Source organism: Ktedonobacter sp. SOSP1-85 (assembly GCF_016587415.1).
In the GTDB taxonomy this organism is placed as follows: domain Bacteria; phylum Chloroflexota; class Ktedonobacteria; order Ktedonobacterales; family Ktedonobacteraceae; genus Ktedonobacter.
In genome coordinates this window covers 3,702,364-3,727,780 of the sequence record NZ_BNJI01000001.1, presented here as the reverse complement: position 1 = coordinate 3,727,780, position 25,417 = coordinate 3,702,364, and the positions used below count along the sequence as shown (strand labels likewise).

General features: G+C 54.5%; 21 protein-coding genes. 9 read left to right on the top strand and 12 right to left on the bottom strand.

Translation table 11 applies throughout. The features are described from left to right. The first annotated feature begins 114 nt into the window (after positions 1-114). Together KTE_RS15570 and KTE_RS15565 are read left to right on the top strand one after the other, a co-directional pair. Positions 115-1,149: a stage 0 sporulation family protein gene (locus KTE_RS15570; protein WP_201382352.1), complete on the top strand. Its 1,035-nt coding sequence runs from the start codon at positions 115-117 to the stop codon at positions 1,147-1,149. Positions 1,150-1,230: 81 nt separating this feature from the next. After that, a complete protein-coding gene (locus KTE_RS15565) occupies positions 1,231-2,808 on the top strand; it encodes an SPFH domain-containing protein (protein WP_201382350.1) in 1,578 nt (525 codons plus the stop codon). 134 nt (positions 2,809-2,942) lie between these two features. Here the strand turns inward: KTE_RS15565 and KTE_RS15560 are convergent, their stop codons facing one another. Then, the gene (locus KTE_RS15560; RefSeq protein ID WP_201382348.1) at positions 2,943-3,461 is read right to left on the bottom strand and encodes a DUF2975 domain-containing protein; all 519 of its coding nucleotides are present in this window, start codon (positions 3,459-3,461) and stop codon (positions 2,943-2,945) included. A 415-nt stretch (positions 3,462-3,876) separates the two neighbouring features. On the opposite strand from KTE_RS15560, the gene mazG reads away from it, so the two are divergent. Continuing rightward, positions 3,877-5,403, top strand: a complete 1,527-nt coding sequence (gene mazG / locus KTE_RS15555) for a nucleoside triphosphate pyrophosphohydrolase (protein WP_201382346.1) — start codon at positions 3,877-3,879, stop codon at positions 5,401-5,403. A 73-nt stretch (positions 5,404-5,476) separates the two neighbouring features. Here the strand turns inward: mazG and KTE_RS15550 are convergent, their stop codons facing one another. Continuing rightward, positions 5,477-5,698 carry a hypothetical protein gene (locus KTE_RS15550; protein ID WP_201382344.1) on the bottom strand — a complete coding sequence of 74 codons (222 nt, stop codon included), beginning with the start codon at positions 5,696-5,698 and terminating at the stop codon, positions 5,477-5,479. Positions 5,699-5,880: 182 nt separating this feature from the next. On the opposite strand from KTE_RS15550, the gene KTE_RS15545 reads away from it, so the two are divergent. Both KTE_RS15545 and lysS read left to right on the top strand, forming a co-directional pair. Further along, positions 5,881-7,041, top strand: coding sequence for an acyl-CoA dehydrogenase family protein (locus tag KTE_RS15545; RefSeq protein ID WP_201382342.1), 1,161 nt, complete (start codon positions 5,881-5,883; stop codon positions 7,039-7,041). Between the two features lie 436 nt (positions 7,042-7,477). Next, a complete protein-coding gene (gene lysS, locus KTE_RS15540; protein ID WP_201382341.1) occupies positions 7,478-9,139 on the top strand; it encodes a lysine--tRNA ligase in 1,662 nt (553 codons plus the stop codon). A gap of 50 nt (positions 9,140-9,189) precedes the next feature. Here lysS and lysA read toward each other — a convergent pair whose 3' ends face one another. Together lysA and KTE_RS15530 are read right to left on the bottom strand one after the other, a co-directional pair. Beyond that, positions 9,190-10,440, bottom strand: coding sequence for a diaminopimelate decarboxylase (lysA, locus tag KTE_RS15535; RefSeq protein WP_201382340.1), 1,251 nt, complete (start codon positions 10,438-10,440; stop codon positions 9,190-9,192). A 62-nt stretch (positions 10,441-10,502) separates the two neighbouring features. After that, entirely contained in the window at positions 10,503-12,665 is a 2,163-nt protein-coding gene (locus tag KTE_RS15530; RefSeq protein ID WP_201382339.1) for a WD40 repeat domain-containing serine/threonine protein kinase, read from the bottom strand. A gap of 341 nt (positions 12,666-13,006) precedes the next feature. On the opposite strand from KTE_RS15530, the gene KTE_RS15525 reads away from it, so the two are divergent. Further along, on the top strand, positions 13,007-13,393 hold the full coding sequence (locus KTE_RS15525) for a response regulator transcription factor (protein ID WP_201369856.1): 387 nt from the start codon (positions 13,007-13,009) through the stop codon (positions 13,391-13,393). Positions 13,394-13,416: 23 nt separating this feature from the next. Continuing rightward, a complete protein-coding gene (gene plsX / locus KTE_RS15520) occupies positions 13,417-14,436 on the top strand; it encodes a phosphate acyltransferase PlsX (protein ID WP_374226812.1) in 1,020 nt (339 codons plus the stop codon). A gap of 52 nt (positions 14,437-14,488) precedes the next feature. Here plsX and KTE_RS15515 read toward each other — a convergent pair whose 3' ends face one another. The 3 genes from KTE_RS15515 to KTE_RS15505 all read right to left on the bottom strand — a co-directional run bounded on the left by KTE_RS15515 (position 14,489) and on the right by KTE_RS15505 (position 16,788). Further along, positions 14,489-14,851 carry a hypothetical protein gene (locus KTE_RS15515; protein ID WP_201382337.1) on the bottom strand — a complete coding sequence of 121 codons (363 nt, stop codon included), beginning with the start codon at positions 14,849-14,851 and terminating at the stop codon, positions 14,489-14,491. Between the two features lie 357 nt (positions 14,852-15,208). Then, positions 15,209-15,754 (bottom strand): flavodoxin family protein, encoded by a 546-nt coding sequence (locus KTE_RS15510; protein ID WP_201382335.1) that lies wholly within the window; start codon positions 15,752-15,754, stop codon positions 15,209-15,211. A gap of 146 nt (positions 15,755-15,900) precedes the next feature. Next, on the bottom strand, positions 15,901-16,788 hold the full coding sequence (locus KTE_RS15505; RefSeq protein WP_201382333.1) for a LysR family transcriptional regulator: 888 nt from the start codon (positions 16,786-16,788) through the stop codon (positions 15,901-15,903). A gap of 253 nt (positions 16,789-17,041) precedes the next feature. On the opposite strand from KTE_RS15505, the gene KTE_RS15500 reads away from it, so the two are divergent. Further along, positions 17,042-17,293: a hypothetical protein gene (locus KTE_RS15500; RefSeq protein ID WP_201382332.1), complete on the top strand. Its 252-nt coding sequence runs from the start codon at positions 17,042-17,044 to the stop codon at positions 17,291-17,293. A 35-nt stretch (positions 17,294-17,328) separates the two neighbouring features. Here KTE_RS15500 and KTE_RS15495 read toward each other — a convergent pair whose 3' ends face one another. The 4 genes from KTE_RS15495 to KTE_RS15480 all read right to left on the bottom strand — a co-directional run bounded on the left by KTE_RS15495 (position 17,329) and on the right by KTE_RS15480 (position 22,080). Continuing rightward, positions 17,329-18,654: a glycosyltransferase gene (locus tag KTE_RS15495; protein WP_201382331.1), complete on the bottom strand. Its 1,326-nt coding sequence runs from the start codon at positions 18,652-18,654 to the stop codon at positions 17,329-17,331. 198 nt (positions 18,655-18,852) lie between these two features. After that, positions 18,853-19,491, bottom strand: a complete 639-nt coding sequence (locus tag KTE_RS15490; RefSeq protein ID WP_201382330.1) for a 50S ribosomal protein L25 — start codon at positions 19,489-19,491, stop codon at positions 18,853-18,855. Positions 19,492-19,806: 315 nt separating this feature from the next. After that, a complete protein-coding gene (gene polX / locus KTE_RS15485; protein WP_201382329.1) occupies positions 19,807-21,576 on the bottom strand; it encodes a DNA polymerase/3'-5' exonuclease PolX in 1,770 nt (589 codons plus the stop codon). 33 nt (positions 21,577-21,609) lie between these two features. Next, positions 21,610-22,080, bottom strand: a complete 471-nt coding sequence (locus KTE_RS15480) for a hypothetical protein (protein ID WP_201382328.1) — start codon at positions 22,078-22,080, stop codon at positions 21,610-21,612. Positions 22,081-22,339: 259 nt separating this feature from the next. On the opposite strand from KTE_RS15480, the gene KTE_RS15475 reads away from it, so the two are divergent. Beyond that, complete coding sequence (locus KTE_RS15475; protein WP_201382327.1) at positions 22,340-24,196, top strand: serine/threonine-protein kinase; 1,857 nt, start codon at positions 22,340-22,342, stop codon at positions 24,194-24,196. A gap of 71 nt (positions 24,197-24,267) precedes the next feature. Here the strand turns inward: KTE_RS15475 and KTE_RS15470 are convergent, their stop codons facing one another. Next, the gene (locus KTE_RS15470) at positions 24,268-25,254 is read right to left on the bottom strand and encodes an alpha/beta fold hydrolase (protein ID WP_201369867.1); all 987 of its coding nucleotides are present in this window, start codon (positions 25,252-25,254) and stop codon (positions 24,268-24,270) included. Positions 25,255-25,417 lie beyond the last annotated feature (163 nt).

Below are 25,417 nucleotides of genomic sequence, written 5' to 3'. Positions count from 1 at the left end.
GTCCGGCGTGTTATGGAGGCAGGGCATTCTCGACCACGCATACTCTCTACTCCCTCACCCCTAATAACATACGTTCGATTGGCGTCCACACTAGTCTAGCAAAGATGAGAGCAGATGGATCTAGCAGGCAATACGGCGACAGATATAGCTAAAATCATTGTTGTCGTTGGCGTTCGCTTTCGACCAGCTGGGCGTATTTACTATTTCGACCCCCAGGGTCAAACCTTCTCCAACGGGCAGTATGTGATTGTCGAGACCACCCGAGGCGTAGAGGCCGGGCGTGTCGTCCTGGCATCGAAGAAGCTTGCCGAGGAGGACCTCTCCGAACCACTGAAACCCGTCTTGCGCCTGGCGACCGAAGACGAGCTGCGCATGCTCCTCTCTTTTAAACAAAAAGAGAAGGATGCCATGGTGCGCTGTGCCGAGCGGATCACCCAGCACAGGCTTCCCATGAAGCTGGTTGAGAGCGAGTATACCTTCGACGGCAGTCGACTGACCTTCTATTTTACCGCTGATGAGCGCGTCGATTTTCGCGGCCTTGTGCGCGACCTGGCGGCAACCTTCCGCACACGCATCGAACTGCGCCAGATTGGGGCGCGCGACCAGGCCAAGCTTCAGGGCGGCATCGGTCCCTGCGGTAAAACCCTCTGTTGTAGCTCCTGGATTACCGACTTCGGGATTGTCTCCATCAAAATGGCCAAAGAACAGGGCCTCCCTTTAAATCCCTCAAAAATCTCTGGCGTTTGTGGGCGCCTGATGTGCTGCCTGGCCTATGAGAATGAAAATTATATCCAAGCCAAGCAACAGATGCCTCAGATTGGGGCATTCCTGAACACACCCAGTGGTTCAGGCAAGGTAGTCTCCATCAACGTTCCCAAAAATTCGGTCGAGGTTATGCTCGAAAGCGGGGTGACAATTCAGGTCCCCGTCGATGAAGAACCCGCGCCCAAAGGTGGAAGCTGCTGCTCCAGCGGTTCATGCGGCGTGAAAACCGCCAGTGCCAGTACAAAAGAGCCCGGCGGAGCAAGTGGCTCATGCAGTTGTGGCAAGGGCGGTCCTTGTACCTGCGGCAGTGGAGGAGGTGGAGGATGTGGCACCGGAGGAGGCGGAGGATGTGGCTCATGTGGTATAAAAAAGAAAAAGTTTTAAAGAAAATTTTAAAGTCACTTATTGCAATAAAAACTTTTCCTGCTAAACCACTGATGATGTCACGAGAGAAAGGTGCAATGTATGTCTTCTGACTGGAAAGACTCTGGGGCGACCTGGCAGAGTCCCCAGCATGATCCCCAGGCGGCCTATACCCACCAGCAGGCACACGATGATGATGATGACGTGACCCAGGACGCGCCTGAGCAGGACCAATATGATGTCGATGCTCATGCCTATAGGGCCCACGATGATCAACGCTATCAGGCAGGCTACCAGGGGCACCAGGACTATCAGAACGCTCCAGCAGCCGATTTTGAGGAGCCTCCACCCACCCCTATAACACAGCGCGGCGATCTCCTACATACTGTAATCCACTATGCAACCCTCGTTGGAGCACCGATTCTCTTTGGGGGCCTGACGGCTCTCTGGGTACTCCCCCTGGTCGCTAGTGGGCGTGCCGCGACCCCGGCCGCGGCATTCTGGCCGCTCGCAGTCCTCATTATCCTTATCGCTATCGCGCAGGGAACCACTGTTTACTATCTCGGTTCCATCAACGAGCTCTGGTTTGTCTTTACCCTGCTTGGCTTCCTGCTCTTCCTCCTGGTCGGCTGCTTTTCGACCTTTGGCGCCATTTCCGGCTTCCTGCTGCTGGCTATTATTGTCGTGCTCGGCGTGTTCCTGGTGCGTCGCTATCTCCATGCAGTGCCAGAGGGATATGTCGCGCTGGCCTTTGCCTTCGGCAAATACCGACGGACGCTCCTACCCGGACCCCATCTCCTCCTCCCCTGGGAGCAGATAGCGTATGAACTCAACACGGGTGAGATCCAGTGGATCTGCCCCACACAGCGCGTTCAGCTCGCTCCCGATACCGACGTTATCCTGCGCGCGTCAATCTCTTACCAGGTTTTGCCCGACTATGCCTATCTCGCCATGTCGCGGGTAAATGGCTGGGAGGAAACCTTGCGCGAACTCTTTTTGGCTGCGCTTCAGACTATTGCGACCACGTTCTCGCCTGGAGATTTTCTCGCCTGGCCCGATGGCCCCCAGGGTCAGCCCGTCATAAATCCCTCGCTTGACGATTTCTCCAACGGGGCACGCTGGGAACAGGTCAATAACTATCTTTTTCAGTATATGCGCAATCGCGTCGCCGCCTGGGGAGTCCAGGTCAATGGGATACAGATCCGCGATGTCTCACTGAGCTCTCATGGGGCACATCTCGTCGATTCGCCCCCCCTGGACCACGCGGCTTATGCATATGAGCAACCCACGCCCGCATCTTATGCTCAGCAGCAAGCACCTCAATTCGAGAACACTTACACGCAACAGGAGTTGGCGTCGCCACCCGCGGGTAATCGGCCACCGGTCTTCAAAGAAGAGGTACTGGTCAACGCCTATAAACAGGTACAAGAGGGCAAGATCACCGATCCAGAGACAATTCGCAACCTGGCACGGACCTTTGAAGCTATCGCGCACGATCCAGAGGCAAATGGTTCCGTCAGCTTCGATCCCATGCGCGCAGCAGAGAATTTGTATGCCGAGGCTGACCACAATGAACAGTTGGCCAGCGCCTCACCTGCATCCAATTCGGCCCACTCCTCGCGCGTCTCCTTTGAGGACGACACCAATCCCGATTGGTACAACCCACGCCATCCCACCTAAATATTTCCCTAATAAAATGGCCCACAAAAGCCCTGGCTCAAACCAGGGCTTTTGTGGGCCATTTTATTAATGTATTAAAATACGTCTGCGACTGCCTTTTTCTGTGCATATGCTTTGATACGCACCTGCATGTATTAATGCTGGGCGACGGCCTCCAGCTTCGCCTGGCGCTGATCATCAAAGTTGCGCAAGCTAGCCAGTTTCTCGGCACTCACAGTTTTCTCTGTGCGAGGATCAAACACTACATTATCGCGTGAGCAGAAATAGTAGTGCTTCCACTCCTCCATGGCGTGCTCCCAGGCGGGAAGAAGCAAATTCGCTTCATTGTCGCCTTTCACAATGCGCTGGAAGGCCTGGAACGACAGGACCAGGGCTAGCACGATCACACAGAAAGTGACTGCCACCAGGCCTATCATAAACGTAGAATCCAGTTGCGCTTCCATTCCGCCGATCAAGACGATGACGAGGAAGATACAAACTCCCACCAGCACAATACAGGAGATAATGGTCCTGATCATGGAAATGTTTTTGGTTGGTACGGCTGGTGGAGCGCACTGCTCTACCCCGGCATCATACGCCGCTTGCATTGTTTTAACTTTATCTGTCTGGTTGCACACCGGACAAGCTGGTTTCTGGCTCTGCACGGACGCCATAAGATTAGTCCCTCCTTACGTTGCCCCACATGGCTATTCCGGGCAACCGTATGATAGTGTAGTAAAGCATAACATGGTAGGCAATAATCTGGTACATTCGGTGTAAGAAAAAATCTTGCCTCAAGGCTAACACGTTCAATCGATGGAGACTGGTTCGATTTTATGTTAGCTGTTGATATAGCCTCTCTATGATTTTATCAGCATAGGGCATATATTTACAACATCTCAACCAACCTCTCAATCAACACACTCTGCCATGCCCTTCCTCAAAGAGGGACAAAAGTCAGATTTGACACTCCCTAATCCACCCGCTACACTTGTTCTGTCAGGTTGAAGATCGGGGCTGGCAATGGCATTCTCTCTTATCCTTTTTGCCCCTACCTGCTTTTCTCAATAGGAGCATGCATCTCAAAACATGATGAATATAATACCTTCCATTACCATTCTTGGGTTGGGTCCCGGCGACGCGCAGGATCTTACCGTGCAGGCCCATGATCTGCTGGCCCAGGCCGCCCAACGCGGGGAGACGGTCTACTTCCGCACCATCATCCACCCCACGGTGGAGCAGTTGCGCGAGGAGCTACCTGCGCTCAATATCATCTCATTTGATAGCTTTTATGAAGAGTCAACCGCCTGGCGTTCACTCTACCAGCGGATCGCGGAGGAAGTCTGCACGCTAGCTACGCAAAGCCCCATCATCTACGCCGTACCCGGCCATCCACTCATAGGCGAGACATCGGTCCAGATTCTGCTTCAGTTCGCGCGCGAACGAGGCCTCTCTACCTCGATTGTGGCTGGCCTCTCCTTCCTGGAGCCGGTATGTAGTCTGCTGGGACTTGATCCCTTTGATACCGGCCTGCACATCGTAGATGCAACCATTCTGGCGGGACTGGACCAGGACGAAATCGCCAGCAAGATTCTGCCCACGACACCTCTACTGATCACCCAGGTCTATAATCGCCGTCTCGCCAGCCAGGTCAAGCTGGCCCTGGGCGAGTGCTATCCCGATGAGTGGCCCGTCAAACTGGTACGAGCGGCAGGCGTCTCCGCAGACGAGGCCGCGCTAGAGATGCCTCTCTACGAGCTGGACCACAATAATCAAGCCAATCACCTTAGTACCCTGTATGTGCCACCCCTGGACGCGCTCACACCGCTACGCCTGCCCGATACCCTGCGCTACATCACCAAACGCCTACGCCGCGACCCCGATGGCTGCCCTTGGGATCGCCAGCAGACGCACCAAACGCTAACGCGCTATGTCATTGAAGAGACTTACGAAGTGGTTGAGGCCATCGAGGAGAACGATATGGAGAAGCTCGCAGACGAGCTGGGCGACCTCCTGCTCCAGGTCTACCTGCATGCCGAGATCGCGCGCCAGGAGGGACACTTCGCCCTTGGCGATGTCTACGAGAATATCAACGCCAAGATGCTGCGCCGCCATCCACATGTCTTCGGTAATGCCGAGGCCAGCACCGCTGGCCAGGTGGCGCTAAACTGGGAGGAGATCAAGCGCCAGGAGCGGCTCAACGCGGGCATTGCCGCGCACGAGATAGAGACCGTCTTCAAAAATATTCCCCAGGCCACACCCGCGCTCATGGTCGCCCAGGAGTACCAGAAACGCGTCGCCAAAACTGGCTTTGAGTTTGATAATCTCGAAGAGGTCCTGGCCAAGCTAGAGGAAGAGCTTCAAGAGCTACGCCAGGCCACCTCCAAAGAAGAACAGCAAGAGGAGATGGGCGACCTTCTCTTCCTCGTCGCCAAGCTGGCACGCTGGTATAAAGTCGATGCCGAAGAGGCCCTGCGCGCGGCAAACCGTAAGTTCCGCCAACGCTTCCAGGCCATGGAGAGCTTCGCCCGCCAGGAGCAGCGCGAGCTTACCACCTACACTACACCAGAGTGGATCGCCCTCTGGAACCGCGCCAAGCAACAGGTAGCCAAGTAAGTGATGAATGTTGCTAGATGTTACTGGCTGCGCCAGCAACATCTAGCAACATTCATCACTTACTTGGCTGAATTTATGATGCTAGCAGAACTGTTGAGTGTCTGGATATCTCTTCCTCTTCCCAAGTCCAGCCGGACTTTGCTTCAACCGGCTCTGGTTGTTTTGCCTCTTGATGGGCCTCTTCATCAACTACAGATTCTACATAGGCATAAAAAGCTTCGTATAAAGTATCTATTCCATCGAATATCATAGCCGTTACCCTCTCATCTCTGTCCACCGCAGAGTTTTGTCTCAAATGCACTTCGCTTCTCTGGTATAGATACTACCTCTGCTATGTCGCAGCACCATCATAAAGTTGTCGCGTAATTGTCGCAATTTCATGTCCCTTAACCAGAAGGCATGATATGATAAGAAGAGGCACACAGAAGACGGCAGCATTGGCAAATTGCTGTCACACAAGACAAAGGAGATAGTCCTGTGATCTTTGACCTCAATGAAGAGCAATCAGATATCCGCGACATGGTACGTCGCTTTACGCAAAACGAGATAACTCCTCATGCTGAGTCATGGGATGAGCATAATCACTTTCCCCGCGAGATCTTTACAAAAATGGCGGAACTGGGATTGATGGGCATGACCACGCCAGAAGAGCTGGGTGGGAGCATGCTTTCACGCCTGGCAGCGGCCCTTGTGTATGAAGAACTGGCCCAGGGCGATATGGCGACGGCAGTTGGCCTCTCCGTCCATAACATGATCACTGGGTCTATTGCGCGCTTCGGCAATGAGGAACAGCGCGAGCGCTGGGTGGGCAAGCTAGCGTCCGGCGAAGCCCTGGGCGCCTTCTCGCTGAGCGAGGCTGCCGCTGGCTCCGATGCCGCCAGCCTGCAATGTCGGGCCGAGCGCTCGGGCGATAGATACATTTTGAATGGGAATAAGCTCTGGGTGACCAACGCGGGCGAGGCCGATATCTATCTGCTTATGGCGCGTACCGCTCCCGGAAATGACGCTTCAGGCATCTCCTGCTTCGTTATCGAGAAGGATACGCCCGGCTTTGCCTTTGGCAAGACTGAGCGCAAAATGGGCCTGCATTCCTCGCCCACGCGTGAGTTGATCTTTGAGAACTGCCAGATTCCCGTCTCGCAACGCCTGGGAGAAGAGGGACAGGGCTTTAAGATCGCGCTCTCCTCACTCGATGGTGGGCGCATCAATATTGGCGCGGTCGCAGTCGGTGTCGCCCAGGCGGCCTTTGAGGCCGCTCGCCAGTACGCCCAGGAGCGCCAGCAGTTTGGCAAACCCATCGGTATCTTTCAGGCCATTGAGTTTATGCTCGCCGATATGGCTATGAAGGTTGAGGCCTCGCGCCTGCTGGTCTATGAGGCTGCCTATAAGCTCGACCAGTCCAAACAACCATCCAAGCAGGTCTCGATGTATGCCTCGATGGCCAAATGCTTCGCGACGGATTCGGCGATGGAGGTTACCACCAATGCGGTCCAGGTCCTGGGCGGCGCGGGCTATGTTCGCGATTACCCGGTTGAGCGCTATATGCGCGATGTAAAGGTGGCACAGATCTTTGAGGGGACCAATCAAATTCAACGTATCGTCATTGGCCGCGCCCTCCTCGACCAGATCCGCGCATGAATTTCTATGCGGCTGGAAAAATGCGCATAGCCCCTGAGCATACCAACCGCTTATTGTAGACTTGCCAGAATCGTCTTTTTTCGATATGCTAAAAATGCAAATTTTCTGAACGACCGGGACGTGTATTGCCATCTTGACAGGAATGGGGGTATGCGTCCTAGTTTTTTGTTCCCCTCCTTGCCATTACCCTTATAATATCCTCAAGTTCTTATCTTTCTTTTTCGATATATCTACCAGGATGTTTTCCAGGCATTTGCTTCTAACTTACTTTTCGCGCCTACGGCGCTCACAGGGGTAAGGATGTGCTGGTGCGGGGCCTTCGGCTCCGCACCAGCACATCCTTACCCCTGTGACAAGGGAACACGATCCTGTCTTACCTCGATATAAATACAAGGGGTGAAATCCTGGTCTAACTTATCTTCTAGGAGTTTTGACGATGAAAGCTGATTGGGTCGCGAAGATTAGCGACCGAGTAGAGCAGCATGTGCGCCAGGTCAAGGGTGAGCATGCAACCATCATTTGTGCCTCTGGACTCAGTCCCTCGGGGACGGTTCACCTGGGCAATATGCGTGAGATTATGACGGTTCACCTGGTCGCCGAAGAGCTACGCGCTCGGGGCTGGCAGGTAGAGCATATACAGTTTTGGGATGACTATGACCGCCTGCGCAAGGTGCCTGCGGGTATTCCAGAGTCTTTCGCGAGCTATATTGGGCAGCCTCTCTGTGAGGTACCTGATCCCTTTGGGGCCTATGCCTCGTATGCCGACCGCTATATTACTGAATTTAGCGAGAGCATCGCGCCCCTCAATCTTCCTATGACCCAGGTGCGCCAGTCAGTCGCCTATCGCGAGGGGCGCTATACCCACAAGGTCAAACAGGCCCTGGCACAACGCGGAGAGATCTTTGATATCCTGGCTGAATATCAAACGCGCCAGGAACAGCAGGAGACGGCCTCTGAAAGGCGGGCCGCCTATTACCCTTACAAGGTCTATTGCGAGGCCTGTGGCAAGGATACGACGCAAATACAGCACTATGAAGAGGCTACTGCCAGTATCGATTATAGCTGCCAGCACTGTCAGCATAGTGGAGCCTTTAGTCTGAACGAGAAAAATTCCGGCAAGCTGGTCTGGAAGGTAGACTGGCCCATGCGCTGGAGCGAGGCGCAGGTAGACTTTGAGCCTGCGGGCGCCGACCACTCGACGCCAGGAAGCAGCTTCACCGTTGGTCAGCGCATCGTGCAGGAGATTTTCCATTCTCCCGCACCCCAATACGCGGCTTATGCCTTTGTGGGCATGGAGGGCCGTGTGAAGATCTCCAGTTCCGTGGGAACTGATGCTTCGCCAGCCAATGCGCTCTCCATCCTGGAGCCCGCGATTCTACGCTGGCTCTATATCCGCCGCGCCAACAACCAGCCCTTTAATATCGACTTTGGCCAGGGTCTTTTGCGGCTCTATGATGAATGGGATTCCCTCGTGCGCCAGGTCGCGGCTGGCAAGGCTAACGAGGCCAACCTGGTCGCCTACCAACGCGCCATCCAGACCTCGCTGGGTGCTGTGAAGCGAGCCGAGCGCACGGTGCCATTCTCGCTACTCACCTCGACCCTGGATGTCACACAGGGCAACCTTGAGCAGGTCTTGCGCATCGCCACGCAGAGCCTGAAGGAAGAGGAACCCCTCACCCCGGCACAGCTAGAGCCGCGCCTGACCTGCGCCGCCAACTGGATCAACAACTACCTGCCCGAAGATGAGCGCACCTTTATCCGCGCCAGCTTTGATGCTGAGACCTATGCGCAACTTGGGGAAAGCGAGCAAGAGGCGCTCCGCCTCCTGGTCGCGGAGCTTGAGGGCGCCTGGAACCTGGATGCCCTGACCGACCTGATGTACCGCATTCCCAAGCAGGTGCGCGGACTGCCCTCAGACGCGCCCGCCACACCCGAGTTGAAGCAAGCCCAGCGCGCCTTCTTCGCCGCCATCTACACGTTGATCTGTGGCTCGGATACCGGCCCACGTATCCCGACCCTCATGCTCTCCCTGGGCAAAGAGAAGGTCAAGAGCCTGCTCGATCCCAATGGAGCTTCTGTAACCGCCGAACCAGCATAACACGAAGCAAGAGGTTCTTTCGGTATAGCCATACCGAAAGAACCTCTGATCTACAAACCTGCAAAATCGAGGGTACCAAAGTAGTCGTCAAGCGTCTCGGCACGCCGGATGAGTTGGATCTCGCCGCTCTCGCGCAAGAGTAGTTCCGCCGAGCGCAACTTGCCGTTATAGTTAAAGCCCATGGCGTGGCCGTGCGCCCCCGTATCGTAAATGATCAGGATATCGCCTGGAGAGATATCAGACAGGCTCCGATCAATGGCGAATTTATCGAAGTTTTCGCAGAGCGATCCCACGACGTCATACGTCTCGTTCGCGGGCTGATCCTCTTTCCCCAAAACAGTAATGTGGTGATAGGCGCCATACAGCGCGGGCCGCATCAGATTTGTCATGCAGGCGTCCAGGCCAATATAGCGCTTATAGGTCTCTTTCTGGTGGAGCGCGGTGGTCACCAGGTAGCCATGCGGTCCCGTGATCACCCGGCCGCATTCCATGACTATACGCAGGGGTTGCAGATTATTGGCAACGATTTTCTGCGTGTACAGGGTCTGCAACTCCTGGCCAAAGGTCTCCATGTCAAAGGCGCTCTGCTCCGGGCGATAAGGGATGCCAATGCCGCCACCCATATTGATAAAGGAGAAGGTGATGCCAACCTCGCGCGAAAGGGCCGCGACCAGGTCAAAGAGCATGCGTGCAGTCTCAAGGAAATACGCTACGTTGAGTTCGTTCGAGGCCAGCATGGCGTGTAGCCCAAAGCGCCTGACGCCCTTCTCCTTCGCGCTGGCATACGCTTGAAAGAGCTGATCATAGGTCAGGCCATACTTTGCCTCCTTGGGATCACCAATGATGGCGTTCCCGGCGCGCAATGGTCCCGGATTGTAGCGAAAACTAATCAGATCGGGAAGGCCTGCCTGCTCTTCGAGATAGGCGATATGACTGATGTCGTCCAGGTTGATGATCGCCCCCAGTTCCCTGGCCTTGCGATACTCGCTCGCGGGCGTCTGGTTGGAGGTAAACATAATCTCTTCGCCAGTAAAGCCTACACGCTCCGCGAGCACAAGCTCGGGCAGAGAGCTACAATCTACACCCAGGCCCTCCTCCTTGAGGATGCGTAAAATATGGGGATTGGGCAGGGCCTTGACCGCGAAATAATTGGTAAAGCCCTCCGACCAGGCAAAGGCTCGCTTCATGCGACGCACAGCGGCGCGGATCCCCTGCTCATCATAGAGGTGAAATGGTGTGGGATGGGTTGCGATAAGCGCTTCAAGGCGCTCAGGAGAGAGAGGAAAACGCTTCTCGGACATATTTTGACTGTATCCTTCCTTGACTACACCGCCTCCACTAGCCGTATGGGAGAAAGACAACTTTAGACGACCTGCCAGATCTGCACGGAGCGGTCGACCCCGGCGGAGGCCAGGCGTTCGCCGCTTGGCGACCAGGCTACGGCGGCGACATAGCCCTGGTGCCCCTGGTAGGTATAGGTACAGCGCTCTTTGGCTACATTCCAGACCTGCACTGTCTTATCATTGCTGGCAATGGCCAGGTGCTTGCCATCGGGCGCCCAGGTCACGGCGTTCTTGGCGCTGTTGCCACCCGCGGTCCGCAGCAGTTTCGTATGCTGCGTATAAGCGATGCTGACATCCCAGATGCAGGCGTAGGAGTCGCTAGAGGCCGAGGCCAGCAGATACTCTTTTGGATGCCAGGCCAGGGCATTCACCCGCTCATTATGCACCTTCAGAACGCTGGGTTCCAGGTCCGCGGAGAAAATGGATGAGACGCGCTGCCAGAAGGTGCGCGGCTTTTTCTGCTCGGCAAAGGGATTCCAGAAGCGTATGCTCTTCTCTTTCCCAGCGGAGGCCAGGTATTTCCCATCCGGTGACCAGGCCACGGCATATACCTGGTCCTTGTGCTCTTCATAGCGGTACAGTTCACTATGCTCCTGGGCATGCCAGACCAGCACCAGCTTATCGTTGCCAGCCGAGGCAATATACTCGCCACCTGGCGACCAGGCCACAGCATTCACGGGCTGGCTGTGCGCAGTATAGGTATAGACCAGGTGCCCGTTCGCAGGCTCCCAGATCTGCACCGTGGTGTCATCACCCGCCGAAGCAATATATTTGCTATCGGAAGACCAGGCCAGGGCATTCACCCGCGCGGAGTGTCCCTTATACGTCCAGACACGATCACCAGAAGCCGCATCCCATATGATCACGGTGCGGTCATAGCTGGCCGAGGCCAGCCATTTGCCATCGGGCGACCAGGCCACAGCAGCCACGCGTCCCGTATGTCCAGTACAAATAAAGAGCGTATTAGGCTGCTTGACGATCTGGTATTGAGTTGGGCCTTTCGCCTTGCCAGTCTTCCCTGTAGTCGTGGATTGAGCAGGGATGGGCGGCATCGTCGCAGGTACCTGGTACATGGGAGGGACACGCGTCGAGATGGTGGGCGGCGAGGTCAGCGCGGCCCCCGTCGTATATAGCGTCTGGATACGCTGAAGCGAGGCGCGCACAACAGCCACTGATTCCGGGCGCTCATTCACGGGTACACTTACCATATGCATGACCAGGTCGGCCAATCCGGCGAGGGCCGGATGCGCCGGGAGGTGAATAGACACGAAGTGGAAGGGCGTTTCCGAAGGATCATGCCCGGTCAGGAGTTGATGAAGGGTCGCGCCCAGACTATAGATATCGGCGCGCACCGTGGTTTGCGAGCGACCATACTGTTCCGGCGCGGCATATCCGGAGGAGCCAAGCGCGGTTGTATCCTTGGCCTTGCCGGGCTTGAAGTGGCGCGCGATGCCAAAGTCGATCAGGAAGATATGCCCACCAGGTGTAAGCATCACATTGGCAGGCTTGAGATCACGGAAAATAATCGGGGGCGTGCGCGAGTGCAGATACTCCAATACGTCACAGAGCTGGATCGCAATATCAAGCGTCTGCGCAATAGGGAGCGTGGTCCCCTTCAGGCGACTCAGGCGGTCCTCAAGGGTCTCGCCCTCGATATAGTCCATCACCAGGTAGGAACGCCCCTGGTCGGCAAACTGCTCATAAATACGCGGTAGATTTGGATGCGTCAAACCGGCCAGGAGCATCGCTTCATGCTGGAAGGCATCAGCGGCGGCCTGGCGGTCCTTCTCATCCAGGCTATTCTGGCTCATCTCCTTAACCGCCACCAGGCGATTACCAAACTGCGAATCGAGGGCCTTATAGACAGCTCCGAAGCCACCCTTTCCTACATTTGCCAGGATGATATACCGCTGCTTGAGCATATGTTGAGGCTGCAACAGTCCCGTAATCGTCGAACTGCCTATGGGCAACTGGAAGGTGGTATTCACGTTTGTGTTCAGCGTATTGGCTGAGGTTCCATGTACGGCGTGCGCGCTCGATATACCACGCGCCCCAAGACCTACAATGGTATCGGTCGTCGTGTCCAACCCACCAAGCGCCTGGCCACAGGCACGACAAAAACGCGCCTCTGGTCGATTGGCAGCACCACATCGATCACAGAAAAATGTTGAATTGGATGACATGAAATCCTTTTTCTCAATAGATGTTTTACTTCAGCAGCGATGAGAAAGGATAGAATGGGCATGCCAGGTTGGCATACATCGACTGTACAGTAGTACATGAGTACAAAAATGTCAAGTAACCAGTTCATACCACGTATACAAAGTACGGCGTGATGTTATAATACTCTTATCTGTACGGAGTAAAATGCAGCGACTCTATGAAAGGCTGCGCGACCAGGAGCGACGAATACCGACAACCGGAGCTGTAAAGAAACAGATCAAGAGTGACCTCTGTTAAAAAATGTTGTGAGATTGAGATCCGTACGGCCTGGCCGTTTTGGAATGAGGGGAATGCTGGTACTATGGCAAAGAAAATTCTGGTCATGGATGACGATCCGACAATTGCTGACCTGCTCACAGAAGCGCTAGCAGACGAGGGTTATGAGACGTTCATGACCACGCAGAGCCTGCGTTTCTATGACTCTATTCAGGAGCACAAGCCCGACCTGGTGCTACTGGACCTGATGATGCCTTATCTTGATGGCCGTGATGAGTTAAAACTCATGACCATGGGCATCGATAAGCAGATTCCAGTCATCGTGGTCACGGCCTTCCTAGGCGCGGCCAACGAAGAGCAGGAGTTCCGCGAAGCCGGAGTCGTCCACATCGTCTACAAACCGTTTGACCTCGACAAACTGGTTGCGCTGGTCAAACAGACCATCGGGGAGCCTGAGGAGAAAAGCGCATGAGCGTCTCCACAACTAATACGCCCGTGCGTCTAGCTCTAGACGCAATGGGCGGCGATAATGCTCCCGGCGAGATTGTGCTGGGAGCAATTCAGGCTGCCCGCGCCTACGGCATTGGCGTGTACCTCGTGGGACGCGAGGAGGTTATCCAGGCCGAACTGGCCAAACACGACACTAGCGGACTGGATCTCCCCATCGTCCACACCGATGAAGTGATTGAGATGGACGACCATCCCGCGACAGCCGTCAGAAGCAAGAAGAATGCCTCAATGACCGTCGCGCTGCAACTGGTTCGCGATGGCAAAGCCATTGGCGCGGTTTCAGCGGGCAATAGTGGTGCGATGATGGCGGCGGCCCTCTTTACCCTCAAACGTATCCCCGGTGTGGAGCGCCCGGCCCTGGGTGGCGTCTTCCCAACCAAAAATAAGCCATGTCTGATCATTGATATGGGTGCCAATACCGATTGCAAACCCGAGTATTTGCAGCAGTTTGCCTTGATGGGCTCGGTCTATATGGAGCGTATCTTCCACGTCAACCAGCCTCGCGTGAGCCTGCTGGCCAACGGGGAAGAGGAAACCAAGGGCAACCAGCAGGTTGTGCAGACGCACCAGTTGCTCAAGCAGAACGCGGAGCGCCTGAAGCTGAACTTTATTGGCAATATCGAAGGGCGCGACATCATGACCAATGTGGCGGATGTGGTGGTCTGTGATGGCTTCGTCGGCAACGTCGTTCTCAAGCTCAGCGAGGGCGTGGGTGAAGCCCTCTTCTCCCTGATTAAAGACGAACTGACCTCGTCGTTTGTAAGCAAGCTGGCGGCGGCAGTCCTCAGACCAGGGTTGAAGAGGATTTATAAACGCCTTGACTATGCCGAGTATGGCGGGGTTCCCCTGCTAGGCGTCAATGGTGCGGCCATTATCTCGCATGGCCGCTCTAACGCCCGCGCCATCCAGAACGCGCTTCGCGTGGCCAAAGAGACAGCTGAGACCGGCGTTACGCAAGCGATTACAGAAGGCGTGGCACGCCTCGCCACAGCCAAAGCCGAATAACTGCGCTAACAAAAAATGGAGTACAGGCTATTGGCCTGTACTCCATTTTTTGTTACTCTGTAGGGGACTTTTTCTGGCGCTTGGCTGCCCCACCGAGGCGGCCAATGCGGCTGTAAAAATCAGGCCCCTGGCTCTCCTTCGTGGCGTTGCCGCCCTTCTTGCCCATGGCCGAGAAATGCTCTGGACCATACTTGACAACATTTGCGCGCCCGCCCTTCTGGGCAATGGTACGATAATATTCTGTGCCACGCTTCTCCTTCAGCACAGTGCCGCCCTTTTTCCCGATGCGCTGATAATAATCCTCACCATACTTAGCGCGTACGGTACTGCCGCCCTTGCGACCAGACTTCTCAGCGGGGGATGACGCGGCACCTGTTGATGATGTAGACTGCGTGGACTGCTCTTCCTCAACCATAATCTCTAGCTTCCTCTACGTCTTCTCGCAACATAATTTTTCATGGAACACTTAGAAAGAAATCGTACTTGCCTGGCTCAGCAACATCCTTTACTGACGTTTTACCAGGATGCCAGTGGCCTCCAGCCTGGCTGTTTCTCCTTAAGGCCGAACATAAGCCCTGACATTACTCGCACGTCTGGTGAAAACTCATAATAACTCTCACCAATCATTATTCTAACAAGATATGTGATAAACGTCAATAAACTATATTGATGCACAAGAACAAAATACTTATTTATTGCCATACAAGTGCATTTAATGTAACACAAGAATAGATAAATATAAAAGTGTCCAGGGCGGCGGCCCTGGACACTTTTATACCTGTTCCAAAAGCCTTTCCCGCCAGGTAGCCGCGTTTTCGAGCGTTTTGAGATCGTTTTGAATATCTCCAGGTTTTCTTCCTTTCCCAATCAGGTAGCCCACCAGTGGCATATTCATAAAGTCAAAGATATACTGAAATTGCTGGACTAAAGGCAAAGCTTTCTTCTGTGGCTCGTCATCCCCAACAATAACGACAAATGCCCGCTTCGTCGCCATCTCCATTTTAAAGTTTATGGATGTATCTCGGAAGCTCTGGGACCAGTGATCAACGAAATTCTTCATAAGGCCGGACATCCCATACCAGTACAGAGGCGTGGTAAACACAAGAAGTTCATGCGCGCGAACCTGCTCAAGAACCAGGCTATAATCATCATCCACTGCATCGAAACCATTGGAGTCATGTCGTTGATCCACAATAGGCTTAATATGATAGTCACTCAAATGAATTGAGGAGTATGAGGTTCCTTTTAAAAGTTCTTTGGTGAGCTGTTCAGAGTTTCCATTTTTTCTCGATCCACCATAGATCGCTAAGGTTTTCATCGTTCTTTCCTTAAAAAGTAGTCGCGACACAAGGTTTCCCACCCGGTGAATCAGGTACGGGTCGCGCTGTTCACTGCCCCAAGTATAGTAAGAGCTATCTATCACGTCAAGCAATTGATTTTAATCATATTGATCACTAAAAATGATCAAACTTCCTTGAGTACCTCGCGTGCGGTTGAGACAAATGCCTGGAAGGCTGGAGAGAGCCATTTGTCTTTATGCCAGGCCATCTGAGTAATAATGCGGAAGTCTCGCCCCCAAGGCAAAATGACCAGCTTACTTTGTGCAAGTTCAGCACTTACAGAGACAGCAGGCAACACAGCTATTCCCATTCCCAGCATGGCAAATTGCTTGATAGCTTCAATGCTGCCAAATTCAAGGAGCATTTTAGGGACACATCCTTCGGCAGCCAACTGCTGCTCAAAGACGGTACGATAGCTGCATCCCATTTCTGTTAGCAGAAGAGTTTCTGTCTCCAGATCTTCTGGCTGGATATGAGCCGCTTGCGCAAGGGGATGTGAGGGTGCGGCAAGCAAGAGGATTGGTTCAGGGAGAAGAGTTTCCGCTATTAGCCCACGCGACTGCACCGGCTGCGCCATCAAAAACGCCACGTCAATCACACCTTCGCTGACAGCCTTCTGAAGGGTATTCCATGAGAGGGGTCGAAAGAGTAGACGCACCTGGGGGAAGCGTTGTTGAAAATTACTGAAGAGCGCGGGAAGACGATAAATACAGAGAGTATCCGGGGCACTCACTGTGAGCGTCCCGTGGACTACTTCACGCTGGGCAAGCGCGGATTGGGCCTCAGCAGCGATAGTAAGCAGCTTTTCAGCGTACGCAAGTAGTTGTTCGCCCGCGCTCGTCAGTGTGATATGCCTGCCGAGGCGATTAAAGAGTTGCACATCCAATTCCTGCTCAAGAGCCTGGATATGTGCAGTAACGTTTCCCTGAACATAGCCAAGCGCCTCGGCAGCCCGGCGAAAGCTCTGAAGTTGAGCGACTGTACGAAAGGTGGTGAGGTGACGCAATTCCATGGCACATCTGCCTTTATTTTTAGTAATAGATAAACATATATGGGTAGACAAATAGCATTTCTCAGCCTATACTACAAAAAGTAAGTGCTACCCTATCGAAAACCTGAGCGCGCCTGCCCCCGAATGGGGGGAGCGCTAGCCACCACCTGAGGGTGGCGCGGCGAGAGTGGCGCTGCGCCCCCGAATGGGGGTTGGTTTTCGTATAAGATGCAATAGAAATTCCCAAGCGTGAGCGTGCTCCAGGAGTTTTTGTATGTACAAGCAAGGCTCAGATTCAGAGAGAGATATACAACCCATATGGTGCCCCATTAGAAGCCTTTTCCTTCCGCAACGTGCCCCTATCTCCATCTATACCTTTGAACAGGAGCGCAGACGCGCCACCATACCAACAGATCCCTGGCAGTATCGCATCCAGGCCTGGTTCACCTATCACATGATTCAGATCCGCTGGGGCATTGAACGAGGCATTGCCAGGTTGCTACATAAACGCTGGGGAGCACACTAACCCCCAGTCTCATAGGTCCGGTCCCCCAGGCGTAGCTAAAGCTGTGCATCGGTATCCTCCGCTGTATCGCTCCAGTCAAATGAGAGGTCTCCAGTCGTACCTGTGCGGCGCAGGCGAGAACGCGCCTTTTGCTGCCCGGTCGGTAGCTCTCCCTTGTATTTGCGTTGTATACGCATTTGCTGCTTGCGTTCTTTATCTTCTTTAAACTCAATGGAGAGGCGGCGATAGAGGTCCTCCCACTCGTCGAGGATATTGAGCCGATCATGCTTCTCAATGATATTCAGGCTCTCCTGCCCCATGCGTGTACGCAGGTCTCCATCTTCAAGGATCGTATCAATAGCGCGTGCCAGTTCTTCACTATTTCCTGGCTGGAAGAGAAAGCCATTCTCATTCTGATGGACAAGCTCGGGCAAGGCATACGAATTGGCAGCCACTACGGGCAGGCCACAGGCCATTGCCTCCATCGTCGCCAGGCTCTGTAGATCAGCCTCAGATGGAATGGCAAAGAGCGCTGCTGAGCGACGTAGCGATAGGAGATCGGCGTCGCGTACAAAGCCCAGGAAGCTCACCCGATCCTCTACATGCAAACTGGCCGCCAACGCGCGTAGCTCCGCCTCCATAGGGCCAGAACCCACAAGCACGATGTGCGCAGGCTGACGCAGATGCTGCGCAGCGCGAATCAACACATCAATACGCTTCTCCTCGCTCAAGCGATTGACATGAATGATCAGCGGGCGATCTGTGGGCAGACTAAAGCGCGTAAGCGCCTCGGGATCGGGCGCCCCTGGGCGAAAACGGTTCAGGTCGATGCCATTGGAGATGGCGCGTGCGGGCGCGCGCAGCCCATGCTCATACAACAGGTTCAGCGCCGTCTGTGTGGGGGCCGTGACATACTCACAGCGGTTACAGAAATTAACCAGGTAAGTATAAGTCACGCTGCTAAAGGGTTTGCCAAAGATTGGATCGGACGAGAGTGAGCGACTCATATTAATAGGCAGGTAGTGATTGGTCGCAATAACGGGCTTGCGCAGGCCACCCGCGAGAATTTGCGCGATATTCCCCAGCACCACGGGCGAGTGGATATGGATAATATCGGGATCGCTACGCTTGATGAGATTGCGCATCGGCATAAAAGGGAGGAAGGGAATGCGTAAGCCCTCGTAGGTAGGCCACTCAAACGAGGAGAAGCGATAGACCCGCACTCCCTGTTCGAGACGCTTCACATCACGCGCGCCATAGCTAGGCGCCACCACCCAGACCTGGTGACCGCGATTGACAAAGTCTACCGCGAGTCCACGTGTCACTGTGGGAACACCACCCACCATTGGGGGATATTGATCGGTTACTAGCATGATGCGCATAGTTTGCTTGTAGCTCCTAGTCTTAATGCTTCTTACACTACCTGCCCGCCCATAGGCGAAGTATTTCTACACACAAGGGCGCTAACATAGGCTATAAGCAATGACGACGTGGATGAAAGCCTGGTAACAAAAAGGGGGACGCGGTAAGACATATAGGGTAGTTTACCGCGTCCCTGTCGTTATAGTGAAAGGCCTGCTTTACTCGCTGGCAGTGGACTCGCTCTCAGCCGCTGGTGCAGCCTCAGCAGCAGCCTCGGCAGCCTCAGGCGCGGGCAGCTCCACCTTCGGCGGTGCAACCTTCGCAACCGACTCCTCGGGATCACCTACAAGCTTAAATCCCTTTGGCAACTTGACGTCCCTGGCATAGATCGTGTCGTCAAGCGTCTTCAACGGCGAGAGATCCACCTCGATGGCGGGCAGGATATCAGAGGCGCGACACTGGACCTCAAGCGCGTCCATATGCAGGAGCGTCCCTTTGATATCCTTGAGCGCGGGAGACTCGCCCACAAAGTGCAGGGGTACCTTAATGCTCACCTGCTCATCCATGCTTACGCGAGAGAAATCCACGTGTTGGATCTCTCCCGAAACCGCATTATGCTCCACATGATGCACCAGGACGGTCTCCGCACCCTTGCCAGGCAGGTTGAGCGCATAGATACTTCCCGCCCTGTTCTCATGCTGCAAGCGCTTGAAGACTTTGGCATCAAACTGAATCGCCACCGAATCGGCCTTGTGGCCACCAATATTTCCAGGGATAAGACCCTGACGACGCAGGCTCTTCGTCTTTTTCCCAAAAACCTCGCGTGGTGCGACATCCATTTCGATCTGTTTCGCCATACAAATTCTCCTTCGGTCTTATTCCGAAACCCAACGTCACCGGCGTGACTAGCGCTTCCCCCATTCGGGGACCACCTAAAGGTGGCACGGCAGGCGCGCTCAGGGTTTTCGGATAAGAAATTCTTGCAAAGTAACGATGAGAGAAATACAAGCGCCCGCAAGCGCTCGCGTCCCTCTCGACCTCACATTTCCACGTTGGAAGACCCTGCATAAGTAGCGCAGAGCGCTGGCTCTTATCCCTATTACGAATAAGCGGCACACTTTAGATGAGGCGACCTACGACGACAAGGCTCTGAGATAGATATGAACAAGCGCTTACTGGCTCAGGCGTCGCTCGCGTTGAGCACGGAAAAACTCAATGAGCCGCTCGCTCGTGTATGTGTTGGGAACGTCGTCGGCGGAGAGCCACCCCTTACGCGCGATACCCAGTCCATAAAACACATCATCCAGCCCCTCAATGGCATGGGCGTCTGGTCCAAGCGGAACCTTAAGCCCCTTCTCGCGCGCCTTACGTACCAGGCGCCAGTCCATGTCAAGGCGAGAGGGGTGCGCGTTGATCTCTATGCACACGCCCTGCTCAGCTGCTGCATCGATCACAGCCTCCATATCTAATGTATACCCTGCCCTACCAAGTAAAATACGACCCGTCGGGTGACCAATAATTGAGGTATATGGATTGGCAATGGCCTTCAACATGCGCTTCGTCTGCTCTTCCGGCGAGAGATTAAAATTGCTATGAATGGAGGCAATCACAAAGTCAAAGCCCGCCAGCAACTCGTCTGAAAAGTCGAGCGCGCCATCCTTGAGGATATCGCACTCGATGCCCTTCAAGATGCGGAAGCACCCCTGCAACTCGGCGTTGATCTGGTCGATTTCGGCCCACTGGCGTCGCACATCTTCCTCAGAGAGTCCACCCGCGTAGGCTGCGGCCTTGCTATGGTCCGTAATGCCCAGGTAGGAGTAGCCGCGCTCGATACACCCCTCTACCATCTCGCGCAGCGTCTTCTGGCCATCGCTATAGGTCGAGTGCGCGTGCAGAATGCCACGCATATCGCTCTGCTCCACCAGTTTAGGCAACTTATGTTGCGTGGCGGCATCGATCTCCCCGGTATCCTCGCGCAGCTCGGGCGCGATATAATCCAGCTTGAGCGCGGCATAGATATCGCGCTCCTCATGACAGGGAACCAGCTCTTCCTTACCCTCGCTGATCTTAAAGAGGCCATAGTCGTTAATGGTCATACCCATGTTCTGCGCACGCCTTCGCAGAGGAATATGATGCTCACGTGAACCGGTAAAGTGATGCAGGGTAGAGGGAAACTGGCTATCGCTCACGACGCGTAGATCCATGGCGATCCCGCTGGCAACCACGACGCTTGACTTGGTCGTTCCCTTGCCGGTGATTGAGATGACTGTTGGCTGGGTCGTAAAGAAGCTCATGATCTTCTCACGGGCCTCTTCGGGCGCGTTGTCATCTACGCTGGCGACCATGTCAATATCTTTGACGGTCTCGCGACGGCGGCGCAAGCTACCAGCAACCTCCAGGCGTACGATCTCGGGTAGGGTCGCCAGGGCGGTGCGAATGCGCTCGGCCTCGGCAAAGGCCACATCGAAGCGAAAGCGGTTGGCGTGCTGCTTCAGGAAGGTCAGCCCCTGGAGGATCTTCTCCTGCGTCTTCTTACCAAAGCCGGGTATCTTCGCGACTTTGTCATCCTTGCAGACCTGCTCTAGCTCGGCCAGAGTGGTAACATGCAACTGGTCATAGATGGCGTTAATCTTCTTTGGCCCCACGCCGGGGATACGCATCATCTCCAGCTTGACGGCTGGCGTCTCGGCACGTAGTTCGTCGAGAAAGGCGATCTTTCCGTTCTGTACGGCCTCCTCAACGCGCTTGATCATGGTAGGACCAAGGCCGGGCGTTCCCTTTAGCTTCTTCTCCGCCACGAGCTGGTTCAGGTCGCCATCCACGCTGACCAGGGCGCGCGCGGCGTTTTCGTAGGCCCGCAACTCAAAGACACTAGCCTCAGGTTTAAGCGCCAGAAGGGTGGCAATCTCTTCCAGCATCGAGGCAACTTGCGCTTTATCCATATTCTTTCTCTCTCTATCCACTGTTTCTCTATGTCAGGCGTCGAAATAGGAGCCGAGATATTCGGGTGGCGCGGTCTGCACTTCAAACGGGTTGCGCCCCCGCAGATCCCGGTTAAGATAGCGTTTACAGTCAAAATGCGCCACTAACCAGCAGTAAAAGGGATCGCTGACAAACACAGCGTCCCAGGGGCGCTCTTCTCCCATGTCCAGTACGCGATTGCACACAAAACAGTGCGCCATTCCCGCACGAACGGCCTGCTCCAGCCAGGACATGACAAAGTGATGCATGTCCTCTAGCAGCATGTACTCCAGGCAATCAGCAGGATAGCCATATTCAACTGGATCGGGGCACTCACGAAAATCTCTATCCGCCCGACTCAGCGCGATTGGAGGAGCCTTGACGACAACTTTCACCTCGTCGTCGTCCTCCTCAGAGACACTCGTCGCAACACTAGTCAGAAGAAGACCCTCGCGGGCAAACCAGGATAATAACTCATTACGCATATAGTGCTTATTGTACTACAATTTTACCCTCCTGTGATGACCAGATGTTCTACAGATTATGGGCGATGCTCATCTATACCTTGCGGCTGTTTTCTTGTCTTGCCCAACAGTATCCTGTATATTAGCTAATACGTTATATTTAGTGGTCTGGGGGAATTTGGATGGCATTGTTATTGGATGGAGTATGGCAGTGCCTGCGGCACTGCCATACTCCATCCAATAACAAACTTCTATCTTTTTTTGTGACGAAAGGCAGGCAATGAATAATTACGGCGAAGTTCCCGTAGAGCGGGCTTTAGTAGGACAACAATTAGGAAATTATCGCCTGGTAAAGTTGCTTGGACAGGGGGGCTTCGCGGACGTTTACCTTGGCGAACATATTCATCTTCAGACCCAGGCCGCGATTAAAGTCCTACGCCTCACACTGACGCCAGAAAATATGGAGGGCTTTCGCAAGGAGGCCCAGGTCATCGCGCAACTTGAGCATCCACATATTATCCGCATTCTCGATTATGGTGTTGAGCGGGGCATCCCCTACCTGGTGATGGGCTATGCGACTAATGGCGCGATCAATCGGCGCTACCCGCGTGGGACGCGTGTACCACTCAACATACTTCTTTCCCTGCTCAGCCAGGTCGCGAGCGCGCTCCAGTATGCGCACAATCAGCGCCTGATTCACCGCGATATCAAACCCGAGAATATGCTGCTCAACCGCAACGACGAGGTCCTGCTCAGCGACTTTGGCATTGCCCTGGTGGCGCAAACCTCGCGCCAGACCTCGCTAGATGTTGTCGGCACGGCAACCTATATGGCACCTGAACAACTGATGGGCAAACCGGTGCCAGCAAGCGATCAGTATGCCCTGGCGATTGTCGCCTACGAGTGGCTGGTAGGACACCCGCCCTTTCAGGGGTCCTTCTCTGAGGTCTGCGCGCAGCAACTTAACGCCCCAGCTATTGATATGACACGGCTTGATCCCCAAGTCATGCCACTCCCTCTTGCACGCGTGTTAGAGATAGCCCTCGCCAAAGACCCCCAGCAACGCTACCCAGATGTGCTGACCTTTGCGCACGCCTTCGAGCAAGCCGCTCAACCCTTTCTCCATGGCGCGCCCCTACCCGCTATGGATTCCGCGCGCTTACGCTTACCAACACCATATCCTGGAACGCAAGCAGGCCAATCCTTCCCAGGCGCCTACGAGCGAGGCAACGCCCTGCATAGCAATGATATGACAGAGCAAATGCCTGCCCCGATCTCCCGGCCTGGTATGCCCTTTCAGACTCCACCTCACACACAGACAGCCTTTCAGCAGACCCAGCAAAGGGGGCCACAACAAAACGCAGGCCAGCCCTGGACGACGGGCAAGCCAACGCCAGTTCGTCAGCGCTCCCGTGTACCCGGTTTCCTGCTCGTCAGCGTGGCCGCGATCCTGGTCATACTCCTGGTCGTCATTGGTGGCTTCGCGCTGTATAAACCAGTCGCCACCCACACCCAGCAAACACCGGTGGCAAGCACCACCACGACACCTGGAACGACCAGCGTTCCCTCCGGGGAAGCACTCTACCAGGCAACCTGGGGACCTGAAGATACCTGGCAACTCACTGATGGCTGGGAAGCTCAGAATGGCCAGCTCACAAGCGACGGCTCCCTGGTCAACGCTAATGCGCTCTCTCCCTTCCACGCGAAATCTGCCAACTATGCCGTAGAAACTGAAATCGCGTTCCGAGGATTTGGCCAATCTAGTGAGAACGGTGGTCAAAATAAGCCTGGCAAACAAGGCAATAGCCTCTTCTTGCAATCAGGTGGTTATGGTATCATCGTACGGCTGCATAGCGGGCGCAGCTATATCTGTGGACTAGATGTACATACTGGCGCGTATATCGCCCTCGTAGAGGGTGGGCGGATCATTAAGCGGCTCAAAAACGTCAGCTATCACTTCTCGACTGGTAGCCATATATATCGGGTAGAGATCCATGGCAGCGAGATCGCCTTACTTATCGATGGCAAAGCCATTGTGCAAGCCAGTAATAGCACGCTGACCGCCCCAGGAGAGATAGGCCTGCACAGCGACAACACGCGCCTGGCCATCACCAGCTTCAAAGTCTCCCAACTCTAATAATGTCAGAGAAAAAAGAGCTCGGCACTACTGGTGTACGCCAGTAGTGCCGAGCTCTTTTTTCTCTGACATTAGATACTCTTGCCTGTGCTGGTCGCCGCGCTGGTCGCATATTCGCGTACAAGCTTGTTAAAGGAGACCGCTTGCTCATCTTGCAGGTGGTAGCGACTCTTATCCAGAATACGCACCTCGATTGCGGGATTAACACGCTTAAAGGCTCCGCTGGCCTCGCTTGGTCGCAGCTCGCCCTCACGTCCCCAGACAGCCAGGACAGGCATTTGCAGGCGCGCAAATGGCTCATGAACATCCATAGCTAGCCCCTGGCTCAGGACTGCTGAGGCCGCGACATATGACCCGGGCTGGTGCGCGCTTGTGTAGACATACTCCACCAGTTCATCAGAAATGAGGCCGGGATTGTGATAGCCCTGGCGGTCATAGTAGCCACGAATAGCCTGGCGCGAGGCCAGAACATTGTAGAGTGCCTGGCCGACAATGGGTAGGCGCAAGAGGGCCCGCCAGCCACTGGCAAGCGGGCTGGGATAATGCTCTTGCAGAATAGTGAGGGAAGGTTCGACGAGAATCAGTTGCTCAAAGAGCTGTGGACGGCGATAGGCGTCAGCGATCACAAAGGCGCAGCTCTGACCATGCGCGACAACAGTCACGGGCTTATTAATCACCTCGCGCATAAAGTCATGGATCAGGTCGGCATACATTTCGGCATCATATGCCACATCCGGACGATCCGAGAGGCCATAGCCTAATAAATCGATTGCATATACACGGAAGTTTGTGGCCAGGGCATCAATATTCTTGCGCCACTCATACGAGGAGGCTCCAGGGCCGAAGCCGTGGATGAAGAGCAGGGGTTTGGCATCGCGATTCCCCTTCACACTATAGTACATATCGCCATACTTCCAGGGATAGCGCCGCTCCTCGCCCGTGAGGACTGTATCAAGCTCCCCCGCCATAGAATCAACCAGCCTATTGTAAATAGCCAGGGCACCCAGCGTGCCACCTACAACCATCGTTGTTGTAGCTAATTTCTTCGCGAAACCCATATTCTTTACTCCCTATTTTCAGCATCGAGACCGCGTACATAAGAATAGAAGGGTTGCCAGTCTCGTATCTTAGCGCTATACAGATACAATAGCCTACCAACAGAATAAGCATTCCTCAACACTTGAGTATCTAGCAAACCCATCTAACTAACAGGCTTAGATA

Coding starts and splice junctions, on each gene's coding strand:
- KTE_RS15525 (WP_201369856.1), top strand. CDS start 13,007: ATGGCAAAGAAAATTCTGGTCATGGATGACGATCCGACAATTGCTGAC.
- KTE_RS15475 (WP_201382327.1), top strand. CDS start 22,340: ATGAATAATTACGGCGAAGTTCCCGTAGAGCGGGCTTTAGTAGGACAA.
- KTE_RS15515 (WP_201382337.1), bottom strand. CDS start 14,851: ATGGTTGAGGAAGAGCAGTCCACGCAGTCTACATCATCAACAGGTGCC.
- KTE_RS15500 (WP_201382332.1), top strand. CDS start 17,042: ATGTACAAGCAAGGCTCAGATTCAGAGAGAGATATACAACCCATATGG.
- KTE_RS15570 (WP_201382352.1), top strand. CDS start 115: ATGGATCTAGCAGGCAATACGGCGACAGATATAGCTAAAATCATTGTT.
- KTE_RS15565 (WP_201382350.1), top strand. CDS start 1,231: ATGTCTTCTGACTGGAAAGACTCTGGGGCGACCTGGCAGAGTCCCCAG.
- KTE_RS15530 (WP_201382339.1), bottom strand. CDS start 12,665: ATGTCATCCAATTCAACATTTTTCTGTGATCGATGTGGTGCTGCCAAT.
- KTE_RS15560 (WP_201382348.1), bottom strand. CDS start 3,461: ATGGCGTCCGTGCAGAGCCAGAAACCAGCTTGTCCGGTGTGCAACCAG.
- polX (WP_201382329.1), bottom strand. CDS start 21,576: ATGGATAAAGCGCAAGTTGCCTCGATGCTGGAAGAGATTGCCACCCTT.
- KTE_RS15480 (WP_201382328.1), bottom strand. CDS start 22,080: ATGCGTAATGAGTTATTATCCTGGTTTGCCCGCGAGGGTCTTCTTCTG.
- KTE_RS15510 (WP_201382335.1), bottom strand. CDS start 15,754: ATGAAAACCTTAGCGATCTATGGTGGATCGAGAAAAAATGGAAACTCT.
- lysS (WP_201382341.1), top strand. CDS start 7,478: ATGAAAGCTGATTGGGTCGCGAAGATTAGCGACCGAGTAGAGCAGCAT.
- KTE_RS15495 (WP_201382331.1), bottom strand. CDS start 18,654: ATGCGCATCATGCTAGTAACCGATCAATATCCCCCAATGGTGGGTGGT.
- KTE_RS15505 (WP_201382333.1), bottom strand. CDS start 16,788: ATGGAATTGCGTCACCTCACCACCTTTCGTACAGTCGCTCAACTTCAG.
- lysA (WP_201382340.1), bottom strand. CDS start 10,440: ATGTCCGAGAAGCGTTTTCCTCTCTCTCCTGAGCGCCTTGAAGCGCTT.
- KTE_RS15490 (WP_201382330.1), bottom strand. CDS start 19,491: ATGGCGAAACAGATCGAAATGGATGTCGCACCACGCGAGGTTTTTGGG.
- mazG (WP_201382346.1), top strand. CDS start 3,877: ATGATGAATATAATACCTTCCATTACCATTCTTGGGTTGGGTCCCGGC.
- KTE_RS15470 (WP_201369867.1), bottom strand. CDS start 25,254: ATGGGTTTCGCGAAGAAATTAGCTACAACAACGATGGTTGTAGGTGGC.